Origin of the sequence: Rhodanobacter sp. 7MK24 (genome assembly GCF_014842995.1) — a bacterium.
Classification (GTDB): domain Bacteria; phylum Pseudomonadota; class Gammaproteobacteria; order Xanthomonadales; family Rhodanobacteraceae; genus Rhodanobacter_A.
Genome location: NZ_JACYXL010000008.1, coordinates 173546 through 190837, shown reverse-complemented (window position 1 = coordinate 190837; position 17292 = coordinate 173546). Strand labels below are relative to the sequence as shown.

Sequence of the window (17292 nt, the reverse complement as noted above, 5' to 3'; positions counted from 1 at the left end):
GCCGCACCCTCCCGTCCGGTTCGTCCGCAAAATTTCACGCCGCGTTACAGCTGCAACGCGGCCATGTCGTCAGTGATGTCGTCTTCGCCGATGGTCTGGCGGATCTTGGCCAGGTGGGCCTGTTCGCTCCACAGCTCGAACTTGTTGCCCATACCCAACAGCACCGCCTTCTTCTCGATGCCCGCCGCCGAACGCTGACTGGCCGGCAGCAGGATGCGTGCGGCGCCGTCGGGTTCGACGACGGTTGCAGCACCCACCAGCTTCATCTGCATGTCGCGATGGGCGGCCTTGACCTTGGGCAACGCATTGACCTGATCGCGCACCTTTTCCCATTCGTCGTGCGGGAACAGCCACAGGCAGCCCAGCTCGAACGGGTTGTAGGTGACCACCAGCCGATTCGCGCAGGCGCCAACCACCAACTCGCGGTAAGCGGTCGGAATGGCCAGGCGGCCCTTGTCGTCAACGGTGATGGCAGTCTCGCCTTGGAACACGAACAGACTCCACGATTACCCACGATTTCACACTGAAATCCACGATAGTCTCGCCCTGTGAGACTGTCAAGGGATTTTTGCTTGTGAATCAATGAGAAAGGCGAAGTTATGACTGTGTTTCCAGCACTTTCTGAGGAACACCATCAAGGTGTTTGAATGCAGGGAGGTTTTTCCGCAACACACTCGACACATAGAGCCCGAAAACCATCCGCAACGGCCGCCATGGCGGCAACGGGATGAACAAGCATTCACGCTGCCGCACCGCGCACCCGCAGGCCCGCCCCGGCGCATATCGCGTCGGGACGGGCAGCAAGGGAAAGGCGGAGTCGGCCTGTAAGCCGGGTTCTGTACGCCTTGCGGCGCGACAGTCATTCCTCTCGGCCAGGCGTCGCCACCTGGCTCCAGCAACCTACCCGGGAACAACGCGGGCCGCGTTATCGTTCCCCTATTTGGTCTTGCTCCGAGTGGGGTTTACCGTGCCGTACGACGTTGGCCCCGTACGCGGTGCGCTCTTACCGCACCCTTTCACCCTTACCTGTGCCCTTGCGGGCCATCGGCGGTCTGCTCTCTGTTGCACTGGCCGTCGGCTCGCGCCGCCCAGGCGTTACCTGGCACTCTGCCCTATGGAGCCCGGACTTTCCTCGACGCGCTTGCGCGCGACGCGACTGTCCGGCCGACTCCGCTGCTCATTGTAGCGGGCAGGAAGCGGAAAAGCCCGCTCGCACGCGCCATCACGATTCATACAAGGCCTTGCGCGCCGCGCCGCTGATCGCCGCGGCCAACTTCGCCGCCTTGGCCGGCGGCAATTCCTCGCGCAGGATCGCAAAGATGCGCCGGCCTTCGGCCAGCTTCGCATCGGCCTCCTCGCCACGACCGGCAACGAGGATCACGCACTCGCCGCGCTGCTGGTCGGGATCGCTTGCCACGCGTTCGGCCAGCCGCGCCAGCGGCTGATCGATCACCGTCTCGAACATCTTGGTGAGTTCGCGCGCCAGTACCGCCTCGCGCTCATCACCGAATACCGCACGCATGTCGGCAAGGCTCTCCGCCACGCGATGCGAGGATTCGTAAAAGATCAAGGTGCGCGGTTCAGCTGCCAACTCCTGCAGGCGTGTACGCCGCGCCGCAGATTTCGGCGGCAGGAAACCTTCGAACACGAACCGATCGCTGGGCAATCCCGCCACCGACAACGCGGCAATTGCCGCACAGGCACCTGGCACCGGCGCACAACGCACACCGGCCGCCCGCGCCGCACGCACCAGCCGAAAACCCGGATCGGAAATCAACGGCGTGCCCGCATCGGAAATCAGCGCCACCGATTCGCCGCCCTGCAATCGCCTCACGATGGCGTCTACTACTTCGCGCTCGTTGTGCTCATGCAAGGCAAGCAGCGGCGTGGCGATGTTGTGGTGGAGCAGCAGCGGCTTGCTGTGGCGAGTGTCCTCGGCGGCGATCACCGCCACCTCGCGCAGCGTGGCGATGGCGCGCGCAGAGAAATCCTCGCGATGGCCGATCGGCGTGGCGACTACCCACAGGCAGCCGGGTTGGATAGGTGGCATGTGCAAGACCGGGTCACGGAAACGATGGGCTATCATCGCTCACACTCGACGCAAACATGCCGACATTGAGAGTCCAGATGCGCCTGCGCCCCGTCACCCGACAGTCCCTGCCGGCCCTCGCCTCCGTCCTGCTGCTTGCCGGCACGCTGGTTCTGAGCAGTTGCGTCCCTGGCAACACCAAGCCGTCGCCCGCCGAAACCGCCGCCACGGACAGCGCCGCGTCGCTGGCGCGTCAAGGCCAGTTCGACCAAGCCGCGCAGGCTTATCTCACGCTTGCCTCCCAATACGGCGGCCATGCCGACCATTATCGCCTGCTGGCTGCCGAGGCCTGGCGCGAGGAAGGCCGCATCGACACCGCCGCGCCCACGCTTGCGCAGATCAAGCGCGAAAACCTGCAAGGCGACGACGCCATGCGCTTCGACCTGCTGCGTGCCGATCTCGCGTTGCACCACCACGATGCCGCTGCCGCACTGCGGCTCACCACGCAACCCACCGTCGCCGTGCCGGAAGCGCTGCAACTGCGCCTGTACGAACTGCGCGCCCGCGCACAGGCGGCCACCGGCGACCACTGGGGTGCTGCGCGCACCCGTGTGCAGATGGACGATCACCTGCAAGGACTCGACCGCTCGGAAAACCGCAAGCTGGTTCTCGCCGAACTCGCCCAGCTTGACGTAGCCACCCTCAAGCAACGCGCTGCCGCGATGCAGGCGGGCGACCGCATGTTGCCGTGGACGAACGAGGCGCTGAGCCAACACGGCATCGCAGTCGCACAACCCACGCCATCGCTGCAGCAGCCGGTAGGCACCTTGTTGCCGGGCGCCAACGCCGATGTCCGGGAGGGCTACAAAATGCCCGCCCGCATAGCCCTGTTGCTGCCGCAAAGCGGCCCCTACGCCGCCGCCGGCAACACCATCCTCGAAGGCTTCTTCGCCGCCTATGCGGAGGCCGCACGCACCCATGCACCTCGCGCCTCGGTGCGCATCTATGACACCCGAGGCAATACCGATGGTGCAACCGAGGCTTATCAGCAGGCCACCAAGGACGGCGCCCAACTGGTGGTCGGCCCGCTTACTCGCGGCGCAGTAGCCGCGTTGTTCGCCCAGTCCTTGCTGCCAGTGCCGGTGCTGGCACTGAACCACCCGGACAACAAGCAACCCCCGTCCAGCGGCACCAGCGAATTCGGCCTGCTGCCGGAAACCGAAGGCGCCCAGGCAGCCGACCACATGGTCGACCGCGGCCTGCACCGGGCCTACGTAGCGATCTCCAGCGACGACTTCGCCCAGCGTGCGGCCAACGCCTTCAAGGCCGAATTCCTCGCCCGCGGCGGCAACGTGCTCGGCATGGCCACCGTACCCGCCACCGACACGGATTACACCAACACGATCAGCCAGCTCAACATGGCCGGCGCAGACAGCGATACCGGTCTCTTCATCAGCATGCGCCCCAGCCAGGCGCGCCTGCTGATGCCGCAATTGCAAATCGCCAAGATCACGTTGCCAGTATTTGGCACCTCGCACATCTACGCCGGCAGTGACAATCCCACCGCCGATGGCGATCTCAACGGCGTGGAATTCTGCGACGCCCCGTGGCTGTTCAACGCCCAGCCCGGCCTGCCCAGCCACGACGACATTGCCACCCAGTTGCCCTCCGCACGCGACGCCAACGCGCGGCTGTTCGCGTTCGGTATGGATGCGTGGAATCTCGTGCCTTATCTCGATTGGCTGCGTGACCATCCAGGCAGCTATCTCCCCGGCGCCTCCGGCCAGCTCACCGCCGACCAGTTCGGCCGCATCCGCCGCGTGCTGACCTGGGCGAAATTCGAGAACGGCGTGGCCCGCCCGCTCAGCGGCAGCCTGCAATTGGACGATCTGCCCGCATCGTCCGGCAGCGCCCCCGCGCCGGCCAGCAGCAGCGTGCAACCCGCGGCGGCTTCTTCAACCAGCAACTGATGCGCAGCACCGGCGCCGCCTTCGAGCAACGCGCCAGTGCCGAGCTCGAGCGCGCCGGCCTCGAGGTGCTCGCCCGCAACTACACCACCCGTCTCGGCGAGCTCGATCTGGTGATGCTGGATCGCGATGTGGTGGTCTTTGTCGAAGTGCGTTATCGCATACGCGCAGGCCACGGCAACGCGCTGGCCTCAGTCACCCGCAGCAAGCAGGACAAGCTGATCCGCACTGCTCAACTCTGGCTGGCTGCTCACTCGCAACACGCTCACCGGCCCTGCCGCTTCGACGTGGTCGGATACGACGGCCCCGAAGCGGATGCACGTATGCAGTGGCTGCGTGGCGCATTCGAAGCATGACGCTGCGTAGGTAACGGACTACATAACGTCGGCGCAACCCGACGCACTTTTCAGTGCATCTTCTTACATGCCCCTGTTCGTGCACGAACTAACATGCACGGCGCACAGTTTTGGGATGCATTCGACGAAACACGCGCGAGTGGCGTGACAGCATCCGCGAATGTAGCGGCTTCATATGCCATCAGGGGATTCGTCGACTAACCCAGCTCGGCACATGCCCGCACGGCGCACCACGCTGCGTCGGCTGCTCGGATGCGAATGGCTTTGGATTCTTTGGAATGGATGCACGAATGGATATCGCAGTGCTTGGACAGCGCAACGCATCGACGCGCACGCAGCGCACCAGCACTCCCTGCACGCATCTCTCCGAACAAACCCTTGTTTCAAACATGACCGTCGACAGCGGCGCTTTGTCATTTCCATGCGACGCGCGAATGGCAGCATCCATGCGGCGTTCGAAACACCCTCTTTCACTCTCAACCAGCGGATCAGCCATGGACAAGGATCTACTGAAAATGCCCCGTGCAGGCGCCATGCTGCTTGTCATCGCGGCACTCGCCGGATGCGGCACCCCGCCAGCCAAGAACTTCAGCGGCCCATGGAAACCCGTCAATCATTTCCAGAATGCGCCGACCGAGATACCGCTGAATCCGGCCTATGTGTTTTATGCCTCTCCGATGGACGAAACGCTCAAGACGATGCTTGCGCGCTGGGCCAAGGACTCGGGCAGAGAGCTGTCGTACCAGCTTCCTTTCGACGTGACGCTGTACCAGCCCGTTGTCGGCATTCGCACGACGGATGTCGACAGCGCCGTCGCGCAGCTCAACTCCATCTATGCGGCGCAGGGTGTCTCCGTCACGGCCAGCCTGCGGCGAATCGAAGTCCAGCCAGCTGCCTCCAGCGGCGCGGGCGCGCCCACCGGAAGCGCCACGCCTGCAGCACCGTCTTCCACGACTCCAATCGCCACGAAATGACCATGCGCGCCATCAACACGAAAGGGTCGAAACCCCGCCCATGCTGAAGAAAAATTCCTCCAGCCAGAAAATAGACGAAGCGGTCGCCAAGTCCGTCAATTTCGAATTGACCATTGCCGATCTCGCCAGACGCAGCGAACGCCGCGCATGGATGGTCGCGTTCGGTGCCATCACCATGTCGCTGATCCTTGCCGGCGGCTATTTCTACATGCTGCCGCTCAAGCAGAAAGTGCCTTACCTCGTCATGGCCGATGCCTACACCGGCACCAGCACAGTCGCCCGCCTCACGGACGACGTGGCCCAGCACAGGATCAGCACGAGCGAGGCGATCAATCGCAGCAACGTCGCTCACTTCGTGCTGGCACGCGAGTCCTATGACCTGGCACTGCTCAATCTTGGCGACTGGACGACGGTCCAAACCATGTCCTCGCCAGGAGTCAGCGCGGCCTACACCCAGCTCTATTCGTCGACCAATCCCGATGGCCCCTACAAGAAATACGGCAAGGACACCGCCATACGCATCAAGCTGCTGAGCATCGTGCTCACCGGTGGCGGCCCCGGCATGGCGCCCAAGGGTGCCACCGTGCGCTTCCAGCGCAGCCTCTACGACAAGCGAACCGGCAGCACTCAGCCGCTGGACAACAAGATCGCAACGATGTCGTTCGCCTACAAGTCCAACCTCGACATGGACGATCAGAGCCGCATCCAGAATCCACTTGGCTTCTGGGTCACCGAGTACCGCGTCGACGACGACTATTCGTCGGCTCCGCCTGCCGAAATCCAAAACGCAGTCTCGCGCACCGTACCTCCCCAGGGCATCAATTCGACTGCCGTTCCATCGATGGCCACCACCGCTCCGACCGCCCTGCCCCCCGCTTCCGTCGTTGCCAATCAACCCATGCAGGCACCCGCGCAAGCCTCCGGGAATTCCGCCACTGGAGTAGGCCGCCCATGAATCGATCCAACCTGCTTGGCACGACCATCGCAGCGTGCGCGGCCCTCTTCGGATTGCCCACGCTGGCGAACGCACAGGTCGTGCAACAGTACGAATACCAGCCCGATCGCATCTATCCGGTGCGCACGGGACTCGGCATCACCACGCAAATCGAGCTCAGTCCGCAGGAGAAAATCCTCGACTACAGCACCGGCTTCAGTTCCGGCTGGGAGCTCACGCGGCGCGACAACGTCTTCTACTTGAAGCCGAAGAACGTCGACGTGGATACCAACATGATGATCCGCACGGCAACGCACTCCTACATCTTCGAACTGAAGGTGGTCGCCACCGACTGGAAAACGCTCGACCAGGCTCGTCGCAGCGGCGTGGAATACAAGATCACCTTCAATTACCCGGCCGATGCCAGCTTTGCCAAAGAGATCAGCAAAGACGCGAAGACATCCGCACTCAACACCAGCCTCGTCCCGGATCGAAGCTACAACTTCAACTACGACTACGCGACGCGCAGCAAGGCTGCGCCGTGGCTGGTTCCGGTCAATGTCTACGACGACGGTCACTTCACCTACATCAAGATGAGCGACCTGAAACAGTTTCCGACCGGCGATTTCCCCGCGATCTTCATGCGCGAACAGGAAAACAGCGAAGACTCGCTGGTGAACACGACTGTCGAGGGCAACACCATCATCGTTCACGGCACGTATCCCTACCTGGTCATCCGCCACGGCAACGACGTCGTGGGTCTGCGAAGGAACACCCAGAAGTGAACTCCAATACTCCCAATCAGCCCGGTGATGGCTCCATGCCCCACGACGTGCCGGGTAACCAGGCCGATCCGCTGGCCAGCAACCCCTATTCCACCCGCTACCAGCAATCCGCTGCGCCCGATCTCGACGCAGGCGCTCCCCAGCTGAGGTCGCACGATCTCAAGCGGATGAACCAGCGTGCACTGCTGCTGCTGGGTGCGGTCGTGTTGCTTTTGTTGTTTGTTGCCTACTGGATGCTCTCCGGCGTGGGCAGCCACAACGAACAACCGAAGCCGCGCGAAGAAAAGGTCACGGTGGCGGAGCCACCCAAATCCCTGATCCTGCCGCAGCCCACCGCACCTGCACCCGCACCGCAACAAGCCGCTGCCATCCCCTTGGTGCAGCAACCACCTGTGCCTCCGATGCCGCAGCAGCCGTCGCAGGCAGCCGCCGCGCAACCACCTTCGCTGGTGCAACGCCGGATCGCCGCATTGCAAGGCTCGGATTCCGCCAATGTGGATCAACCCAGCGCCGGCCCCACCACACCGGTCGCCGCATCACCCATTGGCCCTGCAGGCAGCCTGCATGACTCGAACGTCACCAGCGCCCAGCCGCTCCGCAGTCCCGACACGCTGATGCAACGCGGCACCTACATCCGCTGCGTGCTCGAGACCCGCATCATTTCGGACATCCCCGGATATGCGTCCTGCCTGGTCACCGAACCGGTCTACTCGTTCAACGGGCAGCACTTGCTATTGCCCAAGGGCTCCAAGGTACTTGGCAGCTACGACAAGGGCCCGGTGGGCGACCGCGTGGCGGTAATCTGGGATCGCATCATCACGCCCAACGGTATTGACGTGAACATGGCCAGCCCGGGCATCGACAACCTGGGCGGAGCTGGCCTCCCCGGCTATTACAACGCCCACTGGGGCCAACGCATCGGCGCGGCCCTGCTCGTCAGCATGCTCAGCGATGCCTTCAGCTACGAGGCTGCCGAGCATGGTCCAAAGACCGCGACCATCACCAATGGCGCGGTGGTCGAGCAACCGTTCCAAAGCAATACCGCGCAAACCTTGCAGAACCTGGCCGGCCAGGCAGTGCAGGCCTCTGCCAATCGTCCCGCAACCGTCACCATCAACCAGGGCACGATCATCTATGTCTACGTCGCCAAAGACGTGGATTTCAGTGGCGTCGTGGCCCGTTTCTGATTCACCTCACTTGAAGCAACCATGCAGGAACTGGACGCCCACGTCTCGAACGAATTCCTCACCTACCAGTACGAAGTACTGGGAGTGCGGGAGTTCATGTCTTCGCCAGACGTCACCGAGATCTGCATCAACCGCCCGGGTGAGCTGTACTTGGAAAGCCACGGTGCATGGCGCCGCGTCGAGGTGCCCTCGCTCACGTTCGAACGGGCACGTCAGTTCTGTACCGCGGTCGTCAACGAGAGCAACACCGGCCAACGCATCACCGATACCGATCCGGTGGTGTCGCTGACTTTCCCCACCGGGGAGCGCGCGCAATTCGTGATACCCCCGGCGTGCGAGGCGGGCAAAGCATCCATCACCATCCGCTTGCCCTCCAAGCAGACGAAAACGCTGGCCCAATACCAGCAGGACGGCTTCTTCGACGAGATCGTCGAGGTCGGCCGCGGCATCAGCGACAGCGACCGCGAGTTGCTGGAGCTGCGCGCCAGCCGCCACTACGCGGATTTCTTCCGCAAGGCGGTGCTCAACAAGAAGAACATCGTGGTCTCCGGCGCCACCGGTAGCGGCAAGACCACCTTCATGAAGTCGCTGGTGCACCACATCCCCGACAACGAACGGCTGGTGACGATCGAGGACGCGCGCGAGTTGTTCATCACACAGCCCAACGTGGTGCACCTGCTCTATTCCAAGGGTGGCCAGAGCACCAGCAACGTCACTGCCAAGAGTTGCATGGAAGCCTGCCTGCGCATGAAGCCGGACCGCATCATCCTGGCCGAATTGCGTGGCGACGAATCGTTCTACTTCATCCGCAATTGCGCCTCGGGCCACCCGGGGTCGATCACCAGTTGCCACTCCGGGAGCACGGAACAGACCTGGGACCAGCTCGCCCTGATGGTGAAGGCCTCCAACGAAGGCGCCGGTCTGGAATTCGCCACCATCAAGCGCCTGTTGATGATGACGATCGACATCGTCGTGCACATCAAGGCGCATGCAGGGCGTCGTTGCATCACCGGGATCGATTTCGATCCGGCGCGCAGCTTTGCGCAATCCTGACCTTCACCACGCACAGAGACTGGAAATCGCACCATGTTCGCCGCAATCGGATTGATGGCTTGCCCAAACTTGGCCGTATCGGCCGAGGTAATGAGCCACATCGTCGATGTCGAATCGGGCGCCAATCCGTATGCGATCGGCGTGGTCGGTGGCCAGCTCGAACGCCAGCCGAAGAACCTGGCCGAAGCGCTGGCCACCGTGCACATGCTCGATGCCAAGGGCTACGACTATTCGCTGGGCGTAGCGCAGGTGAACCGCGCCAACCTCGGCAAGTACGGCTTGGACTCCTACGAAAAAGCCTTCGACGCCTGCCCCAACCTGGCGGCCGGTGCGCAGATACTCGCCGCGTGTTATGCCAGCTCCGGCGGCGACTGGGGCAAGGCCTTCAGCTGCTACTACTCGGGCGACTTCGTCACCGGCTATCGCGACGGCTACGTGCAGAAGGTATACGACTCCATCAACCGCGGCATGGGAGTGGCGGTGAATACCGATGACTCCCGGGCCATCCCGCTCAAGGCCGTGGCCACGACCGACAGCGCCGACAAGATATCGACGCCGCTGCCGGACAGCCCCGAATACCGCGTGGCTATCCGCAGCGTGTCGTTCTACTCGACGAAAGCTTACCCGGCAGTCGCCGGAGCCCAAGTCTTGGATCAAGCTGCCGCTGCGCTGACCAGTGCGGCGTTGGATGCCGCCAGGATCACCCCCACTCCCCCGGCAGCAACCACGATGACGACGGCGGCAGTGGCAGCGACACCAACTGCATCAACCGCTTCCACACCTGCCTTCCGACCAACCAACAACACGCCAAACAATGCCACGGCCGACTCTTCGGTCTTCGAGCCGCAGGTAACCGGGCCGAATGATCCGCCGCCCTCACCGGTGCCCGCATCCGAACCGGCCAAGTCGCCTCAGGCGACTTCCGGGGTTGCCAGCACCACAACCCATACCCCAGCCGCCCACGCACAGGAGCCCGGCGATGCCGCCTTCGTTTTCTGAAGCCGCGACGTGCTCCATCGCGTGCGCGACTCGCCCAGGTTTGCGGACCCGCAAGTCCGCGTCGGTGGCCGCACGGCCGCAAACCCGCCTTGCAACATCCAAGGCGTCCTGCAGTGAACCCGGCTGCGCACCAGCAGCATCCCCTGAAGCGGCGCACCCCTGAGCGCCACATGTTCCACACCCACCCAAGGAAATTCGACATGGCACCGAACCAGATCGTCACCGACAGCCTCCTTCGCTCCAGCCGCGCGCGCCTGGGCACGTTCTTGTACGTGGCAATCACCCTTGCTTTGATCCTGCCCAATATCGCGCTGGCCGACCCTACCGATGCCATCACCACCACTTGCACTTTCGCCAACAACATCAACATGTTGCTCAATGCCGTCTCCATCGTGGTGGTGACCATTGCGGTGGTCTTTTCCGGCTACCAGATCGCCTTCGCGCACAAGCGCATCGGCGAAGTCGCCCCTGTCATGATCGGCGCGATCCTGATTGGCGCGGCCAGCCAGATCGCCAAGATGTTCCTGGGCACCAGTGCAGGCAGCTCTTGCACCGTGCAGCAGGCGAGCCTGATTTCGCATGCATTGAGTCACTATGCATAAGAACGCGCTGTTCCGCGGCTGCACCCGCCCGCCCATGTTCATGGGCGTACCCTATGTGCCGTTTTTCATAGGTGCGGGTGGGTGCTTGCTGTTGGCGATGTACTTCAACCTGTTCTACCTGTTGCTGATTCCGCCGGTGATCTTCGTGATGCGCCAGATGGCGCGTCGCGACGAAATGATTTTCCGGCTGCTCGGCCTGCGGCTGCAGTTCCGCACCCGGGTCCGGAACCTGCGCGAGCACGACGGGATGTGGGTATTCACGCCCAACAGCTACCGCGGCCAGTCGAAAGACAAAACGTAAGCCACCAAGGCGCCCCGGCATGTCGGGGCGCCGTTTCGGATCCAGACCATGTCCAAGCCCAGCTTCATTCCCGACACCGCGATCAGCGAATTCGTCCCGCTGTCCACCCACGTATCGCCGACCGTGCTCAAGACCACGGGCGGCGATTACCTCATGGTGTGGCGCCTGGGCGGCCTGCCGTTCGTGGGGCGCGAGGAGTGGGACATCGAGCACCGCCACAACACCTTCAACCGCATGCTGCAGACCCTGCGTGCGCCGGATTTCGTGAACGTGGCGTTCTGGGTGCACGACATACGTCGCCGCCGCCGCTTCAAGGATCACGGGCGCTTCGCGCAGACCTTCAACCAGGGCATGTCGGACGCGTATTACAGCGCGCTGTCGGCGCAGAAGCTGATGCAGAACGAGCTGTACCTCACCCTGATCTACCGCCCCATCGTCGAAGGCAAGCGCTTCGCCGAGAAATCCAGCGACATCGCCCGGCTGGAATCCGAGCAGTTGCAGGCCGTCAACACCGTGCTGGAACTGGCGGGCAACGTCGAGGCCGTGCTGAAGGACTACGCGCCCTACCGGCTCGGCATGTACGAAGCCAAGAACGGCGTGGTGTTCTCCGAGCCGCTGGAGCTCTACGGTTACCTGCTCAACCGCATCGATGAACCGGTGCCGGTGCTGCCTGCACCGATCTACAGCTACCTGCCGGTAAGCAAGCACCGCTTCTCGGCCAAGACCGGCGACTTCGTCATCACCTCGCCCGACGGCACCAACCAGTTCGGCGCCATCCTCAACATCAAGGAATATACCGACGGCACCTATCCGGGCATCCTCAACGGACTGAAGTACCTCGACTTCGAATACGTCATCACCCACTCCTTCAGCCCCATGGGTCGCCACGACGCGCTGAAGGCGCTGGATCGCACCAAGGGCATGATGATCTCCTCCGGCGACAAGGCCTTCAGCCAGATCGCCGAGCTTGACCACGCCATGGACCAACTGGCCTCCGGCAACTTCGTGCTGGGCGAATACCACTTCACCATCGCGGTCTACGCGCCGAACCAGGAAACTCTTTCGCAGCAGATCGCCGCAACGCGTGCGGAGCTTTCCAACGCCGGCTTCGTATCGGTGAAGGAGGATCTCGCCGTCACCGCTTCGTTCTACTCGCAGTTGCCCTGCAACTGGAAATACCGCACGCGGCTGGCCAATGTCAGCTCGTTGAACTTCCTCGGCCTCTCGCCGCTGCACAACTTCGCCACCGGCAAGAAAGAGAACAACCCCTGGGGCGACTACGTCACCACGCTGCAGACCACCAACGGCCAGCCCTACTACTTCAACTTCCATGCCACCCACCCGGCGGAGAACTCGCTGGGCGAGAAGGCCATCGCCAACACCATGGTCATCGGCAAGTCCGGTACCGGCAAGACCGCGCTGATCAATTTCCTGCTCAGCCAGGTGCAGAAGTACACGCCCTCGCCCACGATCTTTTTCTTCGACAAGGATCGCGGCGCGGAGATCTTCGTGCGCGCCTGCGGCGGCAACTACCTGGCGCTGGAAAACGGCCAGCCCACCGGCTTCAACCCGTTCCACTGTGAGCGCACCGAAGCCAATGTGCAGTTCCTCGCCGAACTCATCAAGGTACTGGCCGGCAAGAGCGTCTACAGCTCGCGCGAGGAGGAAGACATTTTCCGCGCCGTGGAAAGCATGCTCGACACGCCGATGCGCCTGCGCAACATGACCAACTTCCAGAAGAGCCTGCCCAACATGGGCGACGACGGCCTCTACGTGCGCATGCGCAAGTGGACGGCGGGCAACTCGCTGGGCTGGGTGTTCGACAACCCGGTCGACACGATCGACCTTGAAAAAGCCAGCATCATCGGCTTCGACTACACCGACATCATCGACAACCCCGAAGTGCGCGTGCCGGTCATCAACTACCTGCTGCACCGGCTGGAAGCGCTGATCGACGGTCGGCCGCTGATCTACGTAATGGACGAATTCTGGAAGATCCTCGACGGCAAGGGCGGCCTCAAGGAATTCGCCAAGAACAAGCAGAAGACCATCCGCAAACAGAACGGCCTCGGCATCTTCGCCACCCAGAGCCCCGAGGACGCGCTGGCCAGCGACATCGCCGCCGCGCTGATCGAACAGACCGCCACCATGATCCTGCTGCCCAACCCCAACGCCAGCCGCGAGGATTACGTGGAAGGCCTCAAGCTCACCGAAGCCGAATACCAAGTGGTGGTGAGCCTGGATGAACGCTCGCGCTGCTTCCTCGTCAAGCAGGGCCACGCCAGCGCGGTATGCCAGCTCAACCTGCGCGGCATGGACGACGCGCTGTCGGTGATCTCCGCCTCCACCGACAACATAGAAATCATGCACCAAGTGCTACAAGAACGCGCCGCCACCGCGAGCGTGGGCGTGGACGAGCTGCGCCCCGACCAGTGGCTGGATGCGTTCTACGAAAATCGCAAGGGTAGCGGAAAATCCAGCCCCACCCAGCCGCCACAGTCCACGCGGCCGACCCGATCTGCAGCCCTGTAACCGAACTCGCATGAACACGAAGGAGTGCGTCATGACCAACTCACCTGCTCGCCCGGTGCCTTCGCGCTTGAAGCGCGCCCGCCACGTCGCCCTGGCCGTGACCCTGCTTGGTTGCCTCATTGCCGGCGCAATCCACGCCCAGGATGAAGTTGCCGTTTCCGACCAGACCGTCAGAAACAATACCAACAGCATCAAGACCAATACCTCCAACATCAGCAACCAGCTTGGCGGCAGCACCAGCAGCGGCTCCACCGACACGGTCAACGGCCATCTCAAGAACATCGACACCTTGGGCGCCGCGCCATCCAACGCCCTCAGCACCGTGACCGCACCCGACAGCGCCGTCAACCCGGACTCGATGGTCAGCACGCCGACGGACAACAGTGCCACGGCCTGCAATGGCGTGGCCTCGGGGCAGCAGGGCATGTGCCAAAACATCATCAAGGCCAAGGTGGCGCGATTCAACTACATGAAAGCCATGTACGACTCTACGCTCAAATTGCAAACCGCCCTCACCAACCTGCAAAACGCGCGCCAGCAAATCGGCGCGGAAGAATTCGGCAAGCTGCAAGACAACAGCAACCAGATCCTCGCCATCATCGCGCAGTTGCAGATCGACCGTCAGCAGATGGAATCGGTCAATCTCGCCTATCTGGCGTACATCGACGACCAGCAAAACCAGCAGACCCAGCTGGCTAAGTCGGCCACCGAGCCCAGCGGGGACAGCATCATCAGCAACATCGCCTCGCAAGCCATCGCCGGCGCCGTCCTGCAAGGGGCATTGAGCGTCCAATCATCCGGCACATCCCAGCCTCTCAGCATCGAAAAATCCAGTGGCTGGTAAGGATCCCATCGTGCCGGACTTCATACGTTTCGCAAGCCGGAGAACGGCACCCGGCGCGACTTGCGCCTGTCACCGCTTCACCGGAACCCTGTTCGACAAGGAAACCTGAACCATGGGCTCGTTCGTCTTTTTCACCATCATCAACAACTGGCTGAGCAACGAGATCTACATCTTCCAGAACAGCCTGTTGACGAACATGACCATGCTGATCGGTGGCGTGGCGTTGATCGTGGTGACACTGTGGGTCATGTTCCACGGCTACCGCATCGTCACCGGCCAGTCGCAGCAGCCGATGATGATGCTGGTGGGCGATTCGCTGCGCGCTGTGGTGATCGTGATGGCGGCCACCTCCATGGGCGCGGCCGGTTCGCAGCTGTACTGGACGCTCACCGACGGCACCTCCACCGCCATCGTGGAACTGGTCACCAACAGCAACACCGGCCCCTTCCAGCAGATCGATACCAACCTCGCCGAAATGCAGATCGCCATGTCCACCATCGACACCATCGAGGATGGCGGCAACGGCAACATCGCCAGCGACCTTACCCGCGACAAGTGGATGTCCGGCATCGGCGTGGCCGGCCCGGCCGTCATCGCCGGCTCGCTGCTGCTGAACAAGGTGGCGCTGGCGCTGTTCATCGGCCTCGGGCCGCTGTTCATCCTGTGCCTGCTGTTCAAGCAGACCGCCCCGCTGTTCCAGAAGTGGCTGCTCTACGGCATCGGCACCGTGTTCTCGCTGGCTGTGCTCAGCATCATGGTTACCATCGCCATGAAGATGCTCGCGGCCGTCACCGCCGCCTACGTGGCCCAGTACGTCGCCTCGATGGCCATTACTGGTGGCAGTACATCCACCGATGGCCTCAATTCCATGGCCCTGCAACAGGGTGGTATCGGCCTGATCCTCTCCACCCTTCTCATCTCCGCTCCGCCCATGGCGGCTTCCTTCTTCCAGGGCACGTTGGGGCAGGTGAACTTCTTCAGTCCGTTCGGGCGCATCGGCGAGGGCATGGCCAGCTCCCGACAACAGACAGCGTTGGGGGCTCATCCGCATCAGGCGTTGCCACCGGGGAATACCAACACTACAGCCAATCCAAATTCGAAGGGTGGCAACACGCCACAAATCACCGGCCCGAGCGGCTTCGGTGGTAGTGGTGACGATACCGTGAAGTCCTATAACCCAAACACGGGAGCCTACGGCTGATGAAACGATGGCCCTTGATCTCTCTATTCGGCGGCCTGCTCTGCGTATCGATTGCCGGCCATGCGCAACAATGCGGTTATGGCGCACAGGATGGTGGCCAGTGCGTGCCGGCGGATCAGGTACCCGGCTATCAGGACAGTCTGCAAGACAGGCAGGCTCGACCGCAGCAACCACAGGTGGTCTGGGCTGACCGCTGGGGCGCCATCGCTATCGACAACACCTCCAGCGTTGGCGTCTCTGAGAATCAGGCCAGCAAGTCCGCCGCGATTGCTGAAGCGCTTCAGCGTTGTGCATCGAAAAGCACCAACCAAAGCTGCAAAGTTTCGCTTGCTTATTATAATCAGTGCGCCGCGCTTGCATGGGGAACAAAATTTGAATCAACTGCAGGTGCATTACACGCAGAAGATGCTCAGAAAAATGCACTAATTAGCTGCTCCAAAGGAGCCTCCGACTGCAAGGTCGTTTACACCGCCTGCGCCCACCCCGTCCGCGTCCAGTAAACCCGGTGTTTGAATAGCCCCCTGCAACGGAATGAACCAGGAGACATGTCATGAAACTTCACGCCCTTTTCGCCACCGTTGCCCTCGGCGCCATCACCAGCTTGGCCACGGCCCCGGTACACGCCCAGGACAACGTCTGCGCCAGCTTCCTCTGCATGGCAGGCAAAACCCAGGGCAAGAACAATGTCCAGGGATGCACCGCCCCGGTCCAGGCGTTCTTTTCCCCCAGCCTGTACATCTACGACGAAGAAGGCATTGACTGGCCCGCCACCGCCGCGAACCGCGAGCAGTGGCTGTCCCAATGCCAAGGCAGCCAGGGCCAGAACTCCGGCATCCTCGCCACCATCATCGCCGAGTACGGCATGCGCGCTTCCGGCTGACCCGCAAAACAGTGGTCAAAGTGCAGTGCGTACTATCTTCCAAAACCAGAAGCCGGCTCACTTATCCATCGGCTAATCGTCTGCTGACTCGGCGCAAGATGAACTGCGTACCATCCATAAACTCGCACCCCCACAATTCGGCTTTGACTATGGCTCGCAAGAATACAAAAGTTAACTCGACCCCGTTTTTTGCCATTCGCTTGAAGATCGGATTCGCAGCTCTTTTGGCCGCGAGTAATGTTGCACAAGCCCAGAGTTCAAATACGCCGGCACAGTTGGATTCCGATGGCATTCGAGCCTCTTATTCCGCCTGCCTCAAGGCGGCCGATGGCGTAACGCCGGACATGCAAGATTGCATCGGCAACGAGTACACATATCAGGACAAGCGTCTGAACCGGGTCTACAAGACGTTGATGGCGCGGTTGAGCAAGGACGAACAAGCCAAGTTGCGGGACGAGGAAAGGAAATGGATCGTCCATCGCGACACTGACTGCGCGCCTCCGCCGGATGCAGGCCAAGGGCAACGCCTGGACTCCAACGATTGCGCCATGGAAGAGACCGCGAAACGCGCCGCTGCCCTGGAAGCACGCCAATCCACCAACTGACTCGGAGCATCATGCCGCACACCTTGGCCTGAGAGGAGAAGGA

18 protein-coding genes and 1 other RNA gene are annotated in these 17292 nt (G+C 62.3%); 16 read left to right on the top strand and 3 right to left on the bottom strand.

The annotated features are described in order from the left end of the window. Window positions 1-44 precede the first annotated feature (44 nt). The 3 genes from mraZ to rsmI form a co-directional block, all read right to left on the bottom strand. Complete coding sequence (mraZ, locus tag IHE49_RS13750) at window positions 45-491, bottom strand: division/cell wall cluster transcriptional repressor MraZ (protein ID WP_192158819.1); 447 nt, start codon at window positions 489-491, stop codon at window positions 45-47. 318 nt (window positions 492-809) lie between these two features. Then, an RNA gene (gene rnpB / locus IHE49_RS13745) (RNase P RNA component class A) lies at window positions 810-1172 on the bottom strand. Window positions 1173-1222: 50 nt separating this feature from the next. After that, the gene (rsmI, locus tag IHE49_RS13740; RefSeq protein ID WP_192158817.1) at window positions 1223-2050 is read right to left on the bottom strand and encodes a 16S rRNA (cytidine(1402)-2'-O)-methyltransferase; all 828 of its coding nucleotides are present in this window, start codon (window positions 2048-2050) and stop codon (window positions 1223-1225) included. 77 nt (window positions 2051-2127) lie between these two features. Here rsmI and IHE49_RS13735 point away from each other — a divergent pair, with 77 nt between their 5' ends. The 16 genes from IHE49_RS13735 (at window position 2128) to IHE49_RS18505 (ending at window position 17249) form a co-directional block, all read left to right on the top strand. Continuing rightward, window positions 2128-3999 carry a penicillin-binding protein activator gene (locus IHE49_RS13735; protein WP_192158815.1) on the top strand — a complete coding sequence of 624 codons (1872 nt, stop codon included), beginning with the start codon at window positions 2128-2130 and terminating at the stop codon, window positions 3997-3999. Beyond that, entirely contained in the window at window positions 3999-4352 is a 354-nt protein-coding gene (locus IHE49_RS13730) for a YraN family protein (RefSeq protein WP_192158813.1), read from the top strand. The genes IHE49_RS13735 and IHE49_RS13730 overlap by 1 nt, the downstream gene beginning before the upstream one ends. Window positions 4353-4867: 515 nt before the next feature. Then, the gene (locus IHE49_RS13725) at window positions 4868-5326 is read left to right on the top strand and encodes a hypothetical protein (protein WP_192158990.1); all 459 of its coding nucleotides are present in this window, start codon (window positions 4868-4870) and stop codon (window positions 5324-5326) included. Window positions 5327-5366: 40 nt separating this feature from the next. Then, window positions 5367-6281 (top strand): type IV secretion system protein, encoded by a 915-nt coding sequence (locus IHE49_RS13720; protein WP_192158812.1) that lies wholly within the window; start codon window positions 5367-5369, stop codon window positions 6279-6281. Continuing rightward, window positions 6278-7045: a TrbG/VirB9 family P-type conjugative transfer protein gene (locus IHE49_RS13715; protein WP_192158810.1), complete on the top strand. Its 768-nt coding sequence runs from the start codon at window positions 6278-6280 to the stop codon at window positions 7043-7045. The genes IHE49_RS13720 and IHE49_RS13715 overlap by 4 nt, the downstream gene beginning before the upstream one ends. 35 nt (window positions 7046-7080) lie before the next feature. Further along, window positions 7081-8232: a TrbI/VirB10 family protein gene (locus IHE49_RS13710; RefSeq protein ID WP_225578441.1), complete on the top strand. Its 1152-nt coding sequence runs from the start codon at window positions 7081-7083 to the stop codon at window positions 8230-8232. Between the two features lie 21 nt (window positions 8233-8253). Beyond that, entirely contained in the window at window positions 8254-9285 is a 1032-nt protein-coding gene (virB11, locus tag IHE49_RS13705; protein ID WP_192158806.1) for a P-type DNA transfer ATPase VirB11, read from the top strand. 33 nt (window positions 9286-9318) lie between these two features. Then, entirely contained in the window at window positions 9319-10284 is a 966-nt protein-coding gene (locus tag IHE49_RS18675) for a lytic transglycosylase domain-containing protein (RefSeq protein WP_192158804.1), read from the top strand. Window positions 10285-10484: 200 nt separating this feature from the next. Beyond that, window positions 10485-10886 (top strand): TrbC/VirB2 family protein, encoded by a 402-nt coding sequence (locus IHE49_RS13695; RefSeq protein WP_192158802.1) that lies wholly within the window; start codon window positions 10485-10487, stop codon window positions 10884-10886. Beyond that, a complete protein-coding gene (locus IHE49_RS13690) occupies window positions 10879-11187 on the top strand; it encodes a VirB3 family type IV secretion system protein (protein WP_192158800.1) in 309 nt (102 codons plus the stop codon). Before IHE49_RS13695 ends, IHE49_RS13690 begins: the two co-directional genes overlap by 8 nt. A 48-nt stretch (window positions 11188-11235) precedes the next feature. Beyond that, complete coding sequence (locus tag IHE49_RS13685; protein WP_192158798.1) at window positions 11236-13719, top strand: VirB4 family type IV secretion/conjugal transfer ATPase; 2484 nt, start codon at window positions 11236-11238, stop codon at window positions 13717-13719. A 31-nt stretch (window positions 13720-13750) separates the two neighbouring features. Further along, window positions 13751-14563 (top strand): hypothetical protein, encoded by an 813-nt coding sequence (locus tag IHE49_RS13680; protein WP_192158796.1) that lies wholly within the window; start codon window positions 13751-13753, stop codon window positions 14561-14563. 112 nt (window positions 14564-14675) lie between these two features. Then, window positions 14676-15764: a type IV secretion system protein gene (locus IHE49_RS13675; RefSeq protein ID WP_192158794.1), complete on the top strand. Its 1089-nt coding sequence runs from the start codon at window positions 14676-14678 to the stop codon at window positions 15762-15764. Next, on the top strand, window positions 15764-16264 hold the full coding sequence (locus tag IHE49_RS13670; RefSeq protein ID WP_192158792.1) for a DUF4189 domain-containing protein: 501 nt from the start codon (window positions 15764-15766) through the stop codon (window positions 16262-16264). The genes IHE49_RS13675 and IHE49_RS13670 overlap by 1 nt, the downstream gene beginning before the upstream one ends. A 50-nt stretch (window positions 16265-16314) precedes the next feature. After that, on the top strand, window positions 16315-16644 hold the full coding sequence (locus IHE49_RS13665; protein ID WP_192158790.1) for a hypothetical protein: 330 nt from the start codon (window positions 16315-16317) through the stop codon (window positions 16642-16644). Between the two features lie 149 nt (window positions 16645-16793). Beyond that, window positions 16794-17249 (top strand): lysozyme inhibitor LprI family protein, encoded by a 456-nt coding sequence (locus tag IHE49_RS18505; protein ID WP_225578440.1) that lies wholly within the window; start codon window positions 16794-16796, stop codon window positions 17247-17249. The last annotated feature ends 43 nt before the right edge of the window (window positions 17250-17292 follow it).

Bases quoted from the DNA above. Each gene is read 5' to 3' on its own strand.
- rsmI (WP_192158817.1), bottom strand. From the start codon at position 2,050: ATGCCACCTATCCAACCCGGCTGCCTGTGGGTAGTCGCCACGCCGATC.
- IHE49_RS13735 (WP_192158815.1), top strand. From the start codon at position 2,128: ATGCGCCTGCGCCCCGTCACCCGACAGTCCCTGCCGGCCCTCGCCTCC.
- IHE49_RS13730 (WP_192158813.1), top strand. From the start codon at position 3,999: ATGCGCAGCACCGGCGCCGCCTTCGAGCAACGCGCCAGTGCCGAGCTC.
- IHE49_RS13725 (WP_192158990.1), top strand. From the start codon at position 4,868: ATGCCCCGTGCAGGCGCCATGCTGCTTGTCATCGCGGCACTCGCCGGA.
- IHE49_RS13720 (WP_192158812.1), top strand. From the start codon at position 5,367: ATGCTGAAGAAAAATTCCTCCAGCCAGAAAATAGACGAAGCGGTCGCC.
- IHE49_RS13715 (WP_192158810.1), top strand. From the start codon at position 6,278: ATGAATCGATCCAACCTGCTTGGCACGACCATCGCAGCGTGCGCGGCC.
- IHE49_RS13710 (WP_225578441.1), top strand. From the start codon at position 7,081: ATGCCCCACGACGTGCCGGGTAACCAGGCCGATCCGCTGGCCAGCAAC.
- virB11 (WP_192158806.1), top strand. From the start codon at position 8,254: ATGCAGGAACTGGACGCCCACGTCTCGAACGAATTCCTCACCTACCAG.
- IHE49_RS18675 (WP_192158804.1), top strand. From the start codon at position 9,319: ATGTTCGCCGCAATCGGATTGATGGCTTGCCCAAACTTGGCCGTATCG.
- IHE49_RS13695 (WP_192158802.1), top strand. From the start codon at position 10,485: ATGGCACCGAACCAGATCGTCACCGACAGCCTCCTTCGCTCCAGCCGC.
- IHE49_RS13690 (WP_192158800.1), top strand. From the start codon at position 10,879: ATGCATAAGAACGCGCTGTTCCGCGGCTGCACCCGCCCGCCCATGTTC.
- IHE49_RS13685 (WP_192158798.1), top strand. From the start codon at position 11,236: ATGTCCAAGCCCAGCTTCATTCCCGACACCGCGATCAGCGAATTCGTC.
- IHE49_RS13680 (WP_192158796.1), top strand. From the start codon at position 13,751: ATGACCAACTCACCTGCTCGCCCGGTGCCTTCGCGCTTGAAGCGCGCC.
- IHE49_RS13675 (WP_192158794.1), top strand. From the start codon at position 14,676: ATGGGCTCGTTCGTCTTTTTCACCATCATCAACAACTGGCTGAGCAAC.
- IHE49_RS13670 (WP_192158792.1), top strand. From the start codon at position 15,764: ATGAAACGATGGCCCTTGATCTCTCTATTCGGCGGCCTGCTCTGCGTA.
- IHE49_RS13665 (WP_192158790.1), top strand. From the start codon at position 16,315: ATGAAACTTCACGCCCTTTTCGCCACCGTTGCCCTCGGCGCCATCACC.
- IHE49_RS18505 (WP_225578440.1), top strand. From the start codon at position 16,794: ATGGCTCGCAAGAATACAAAAGTTAACTCGACCCCGTTTTTTGCCATT.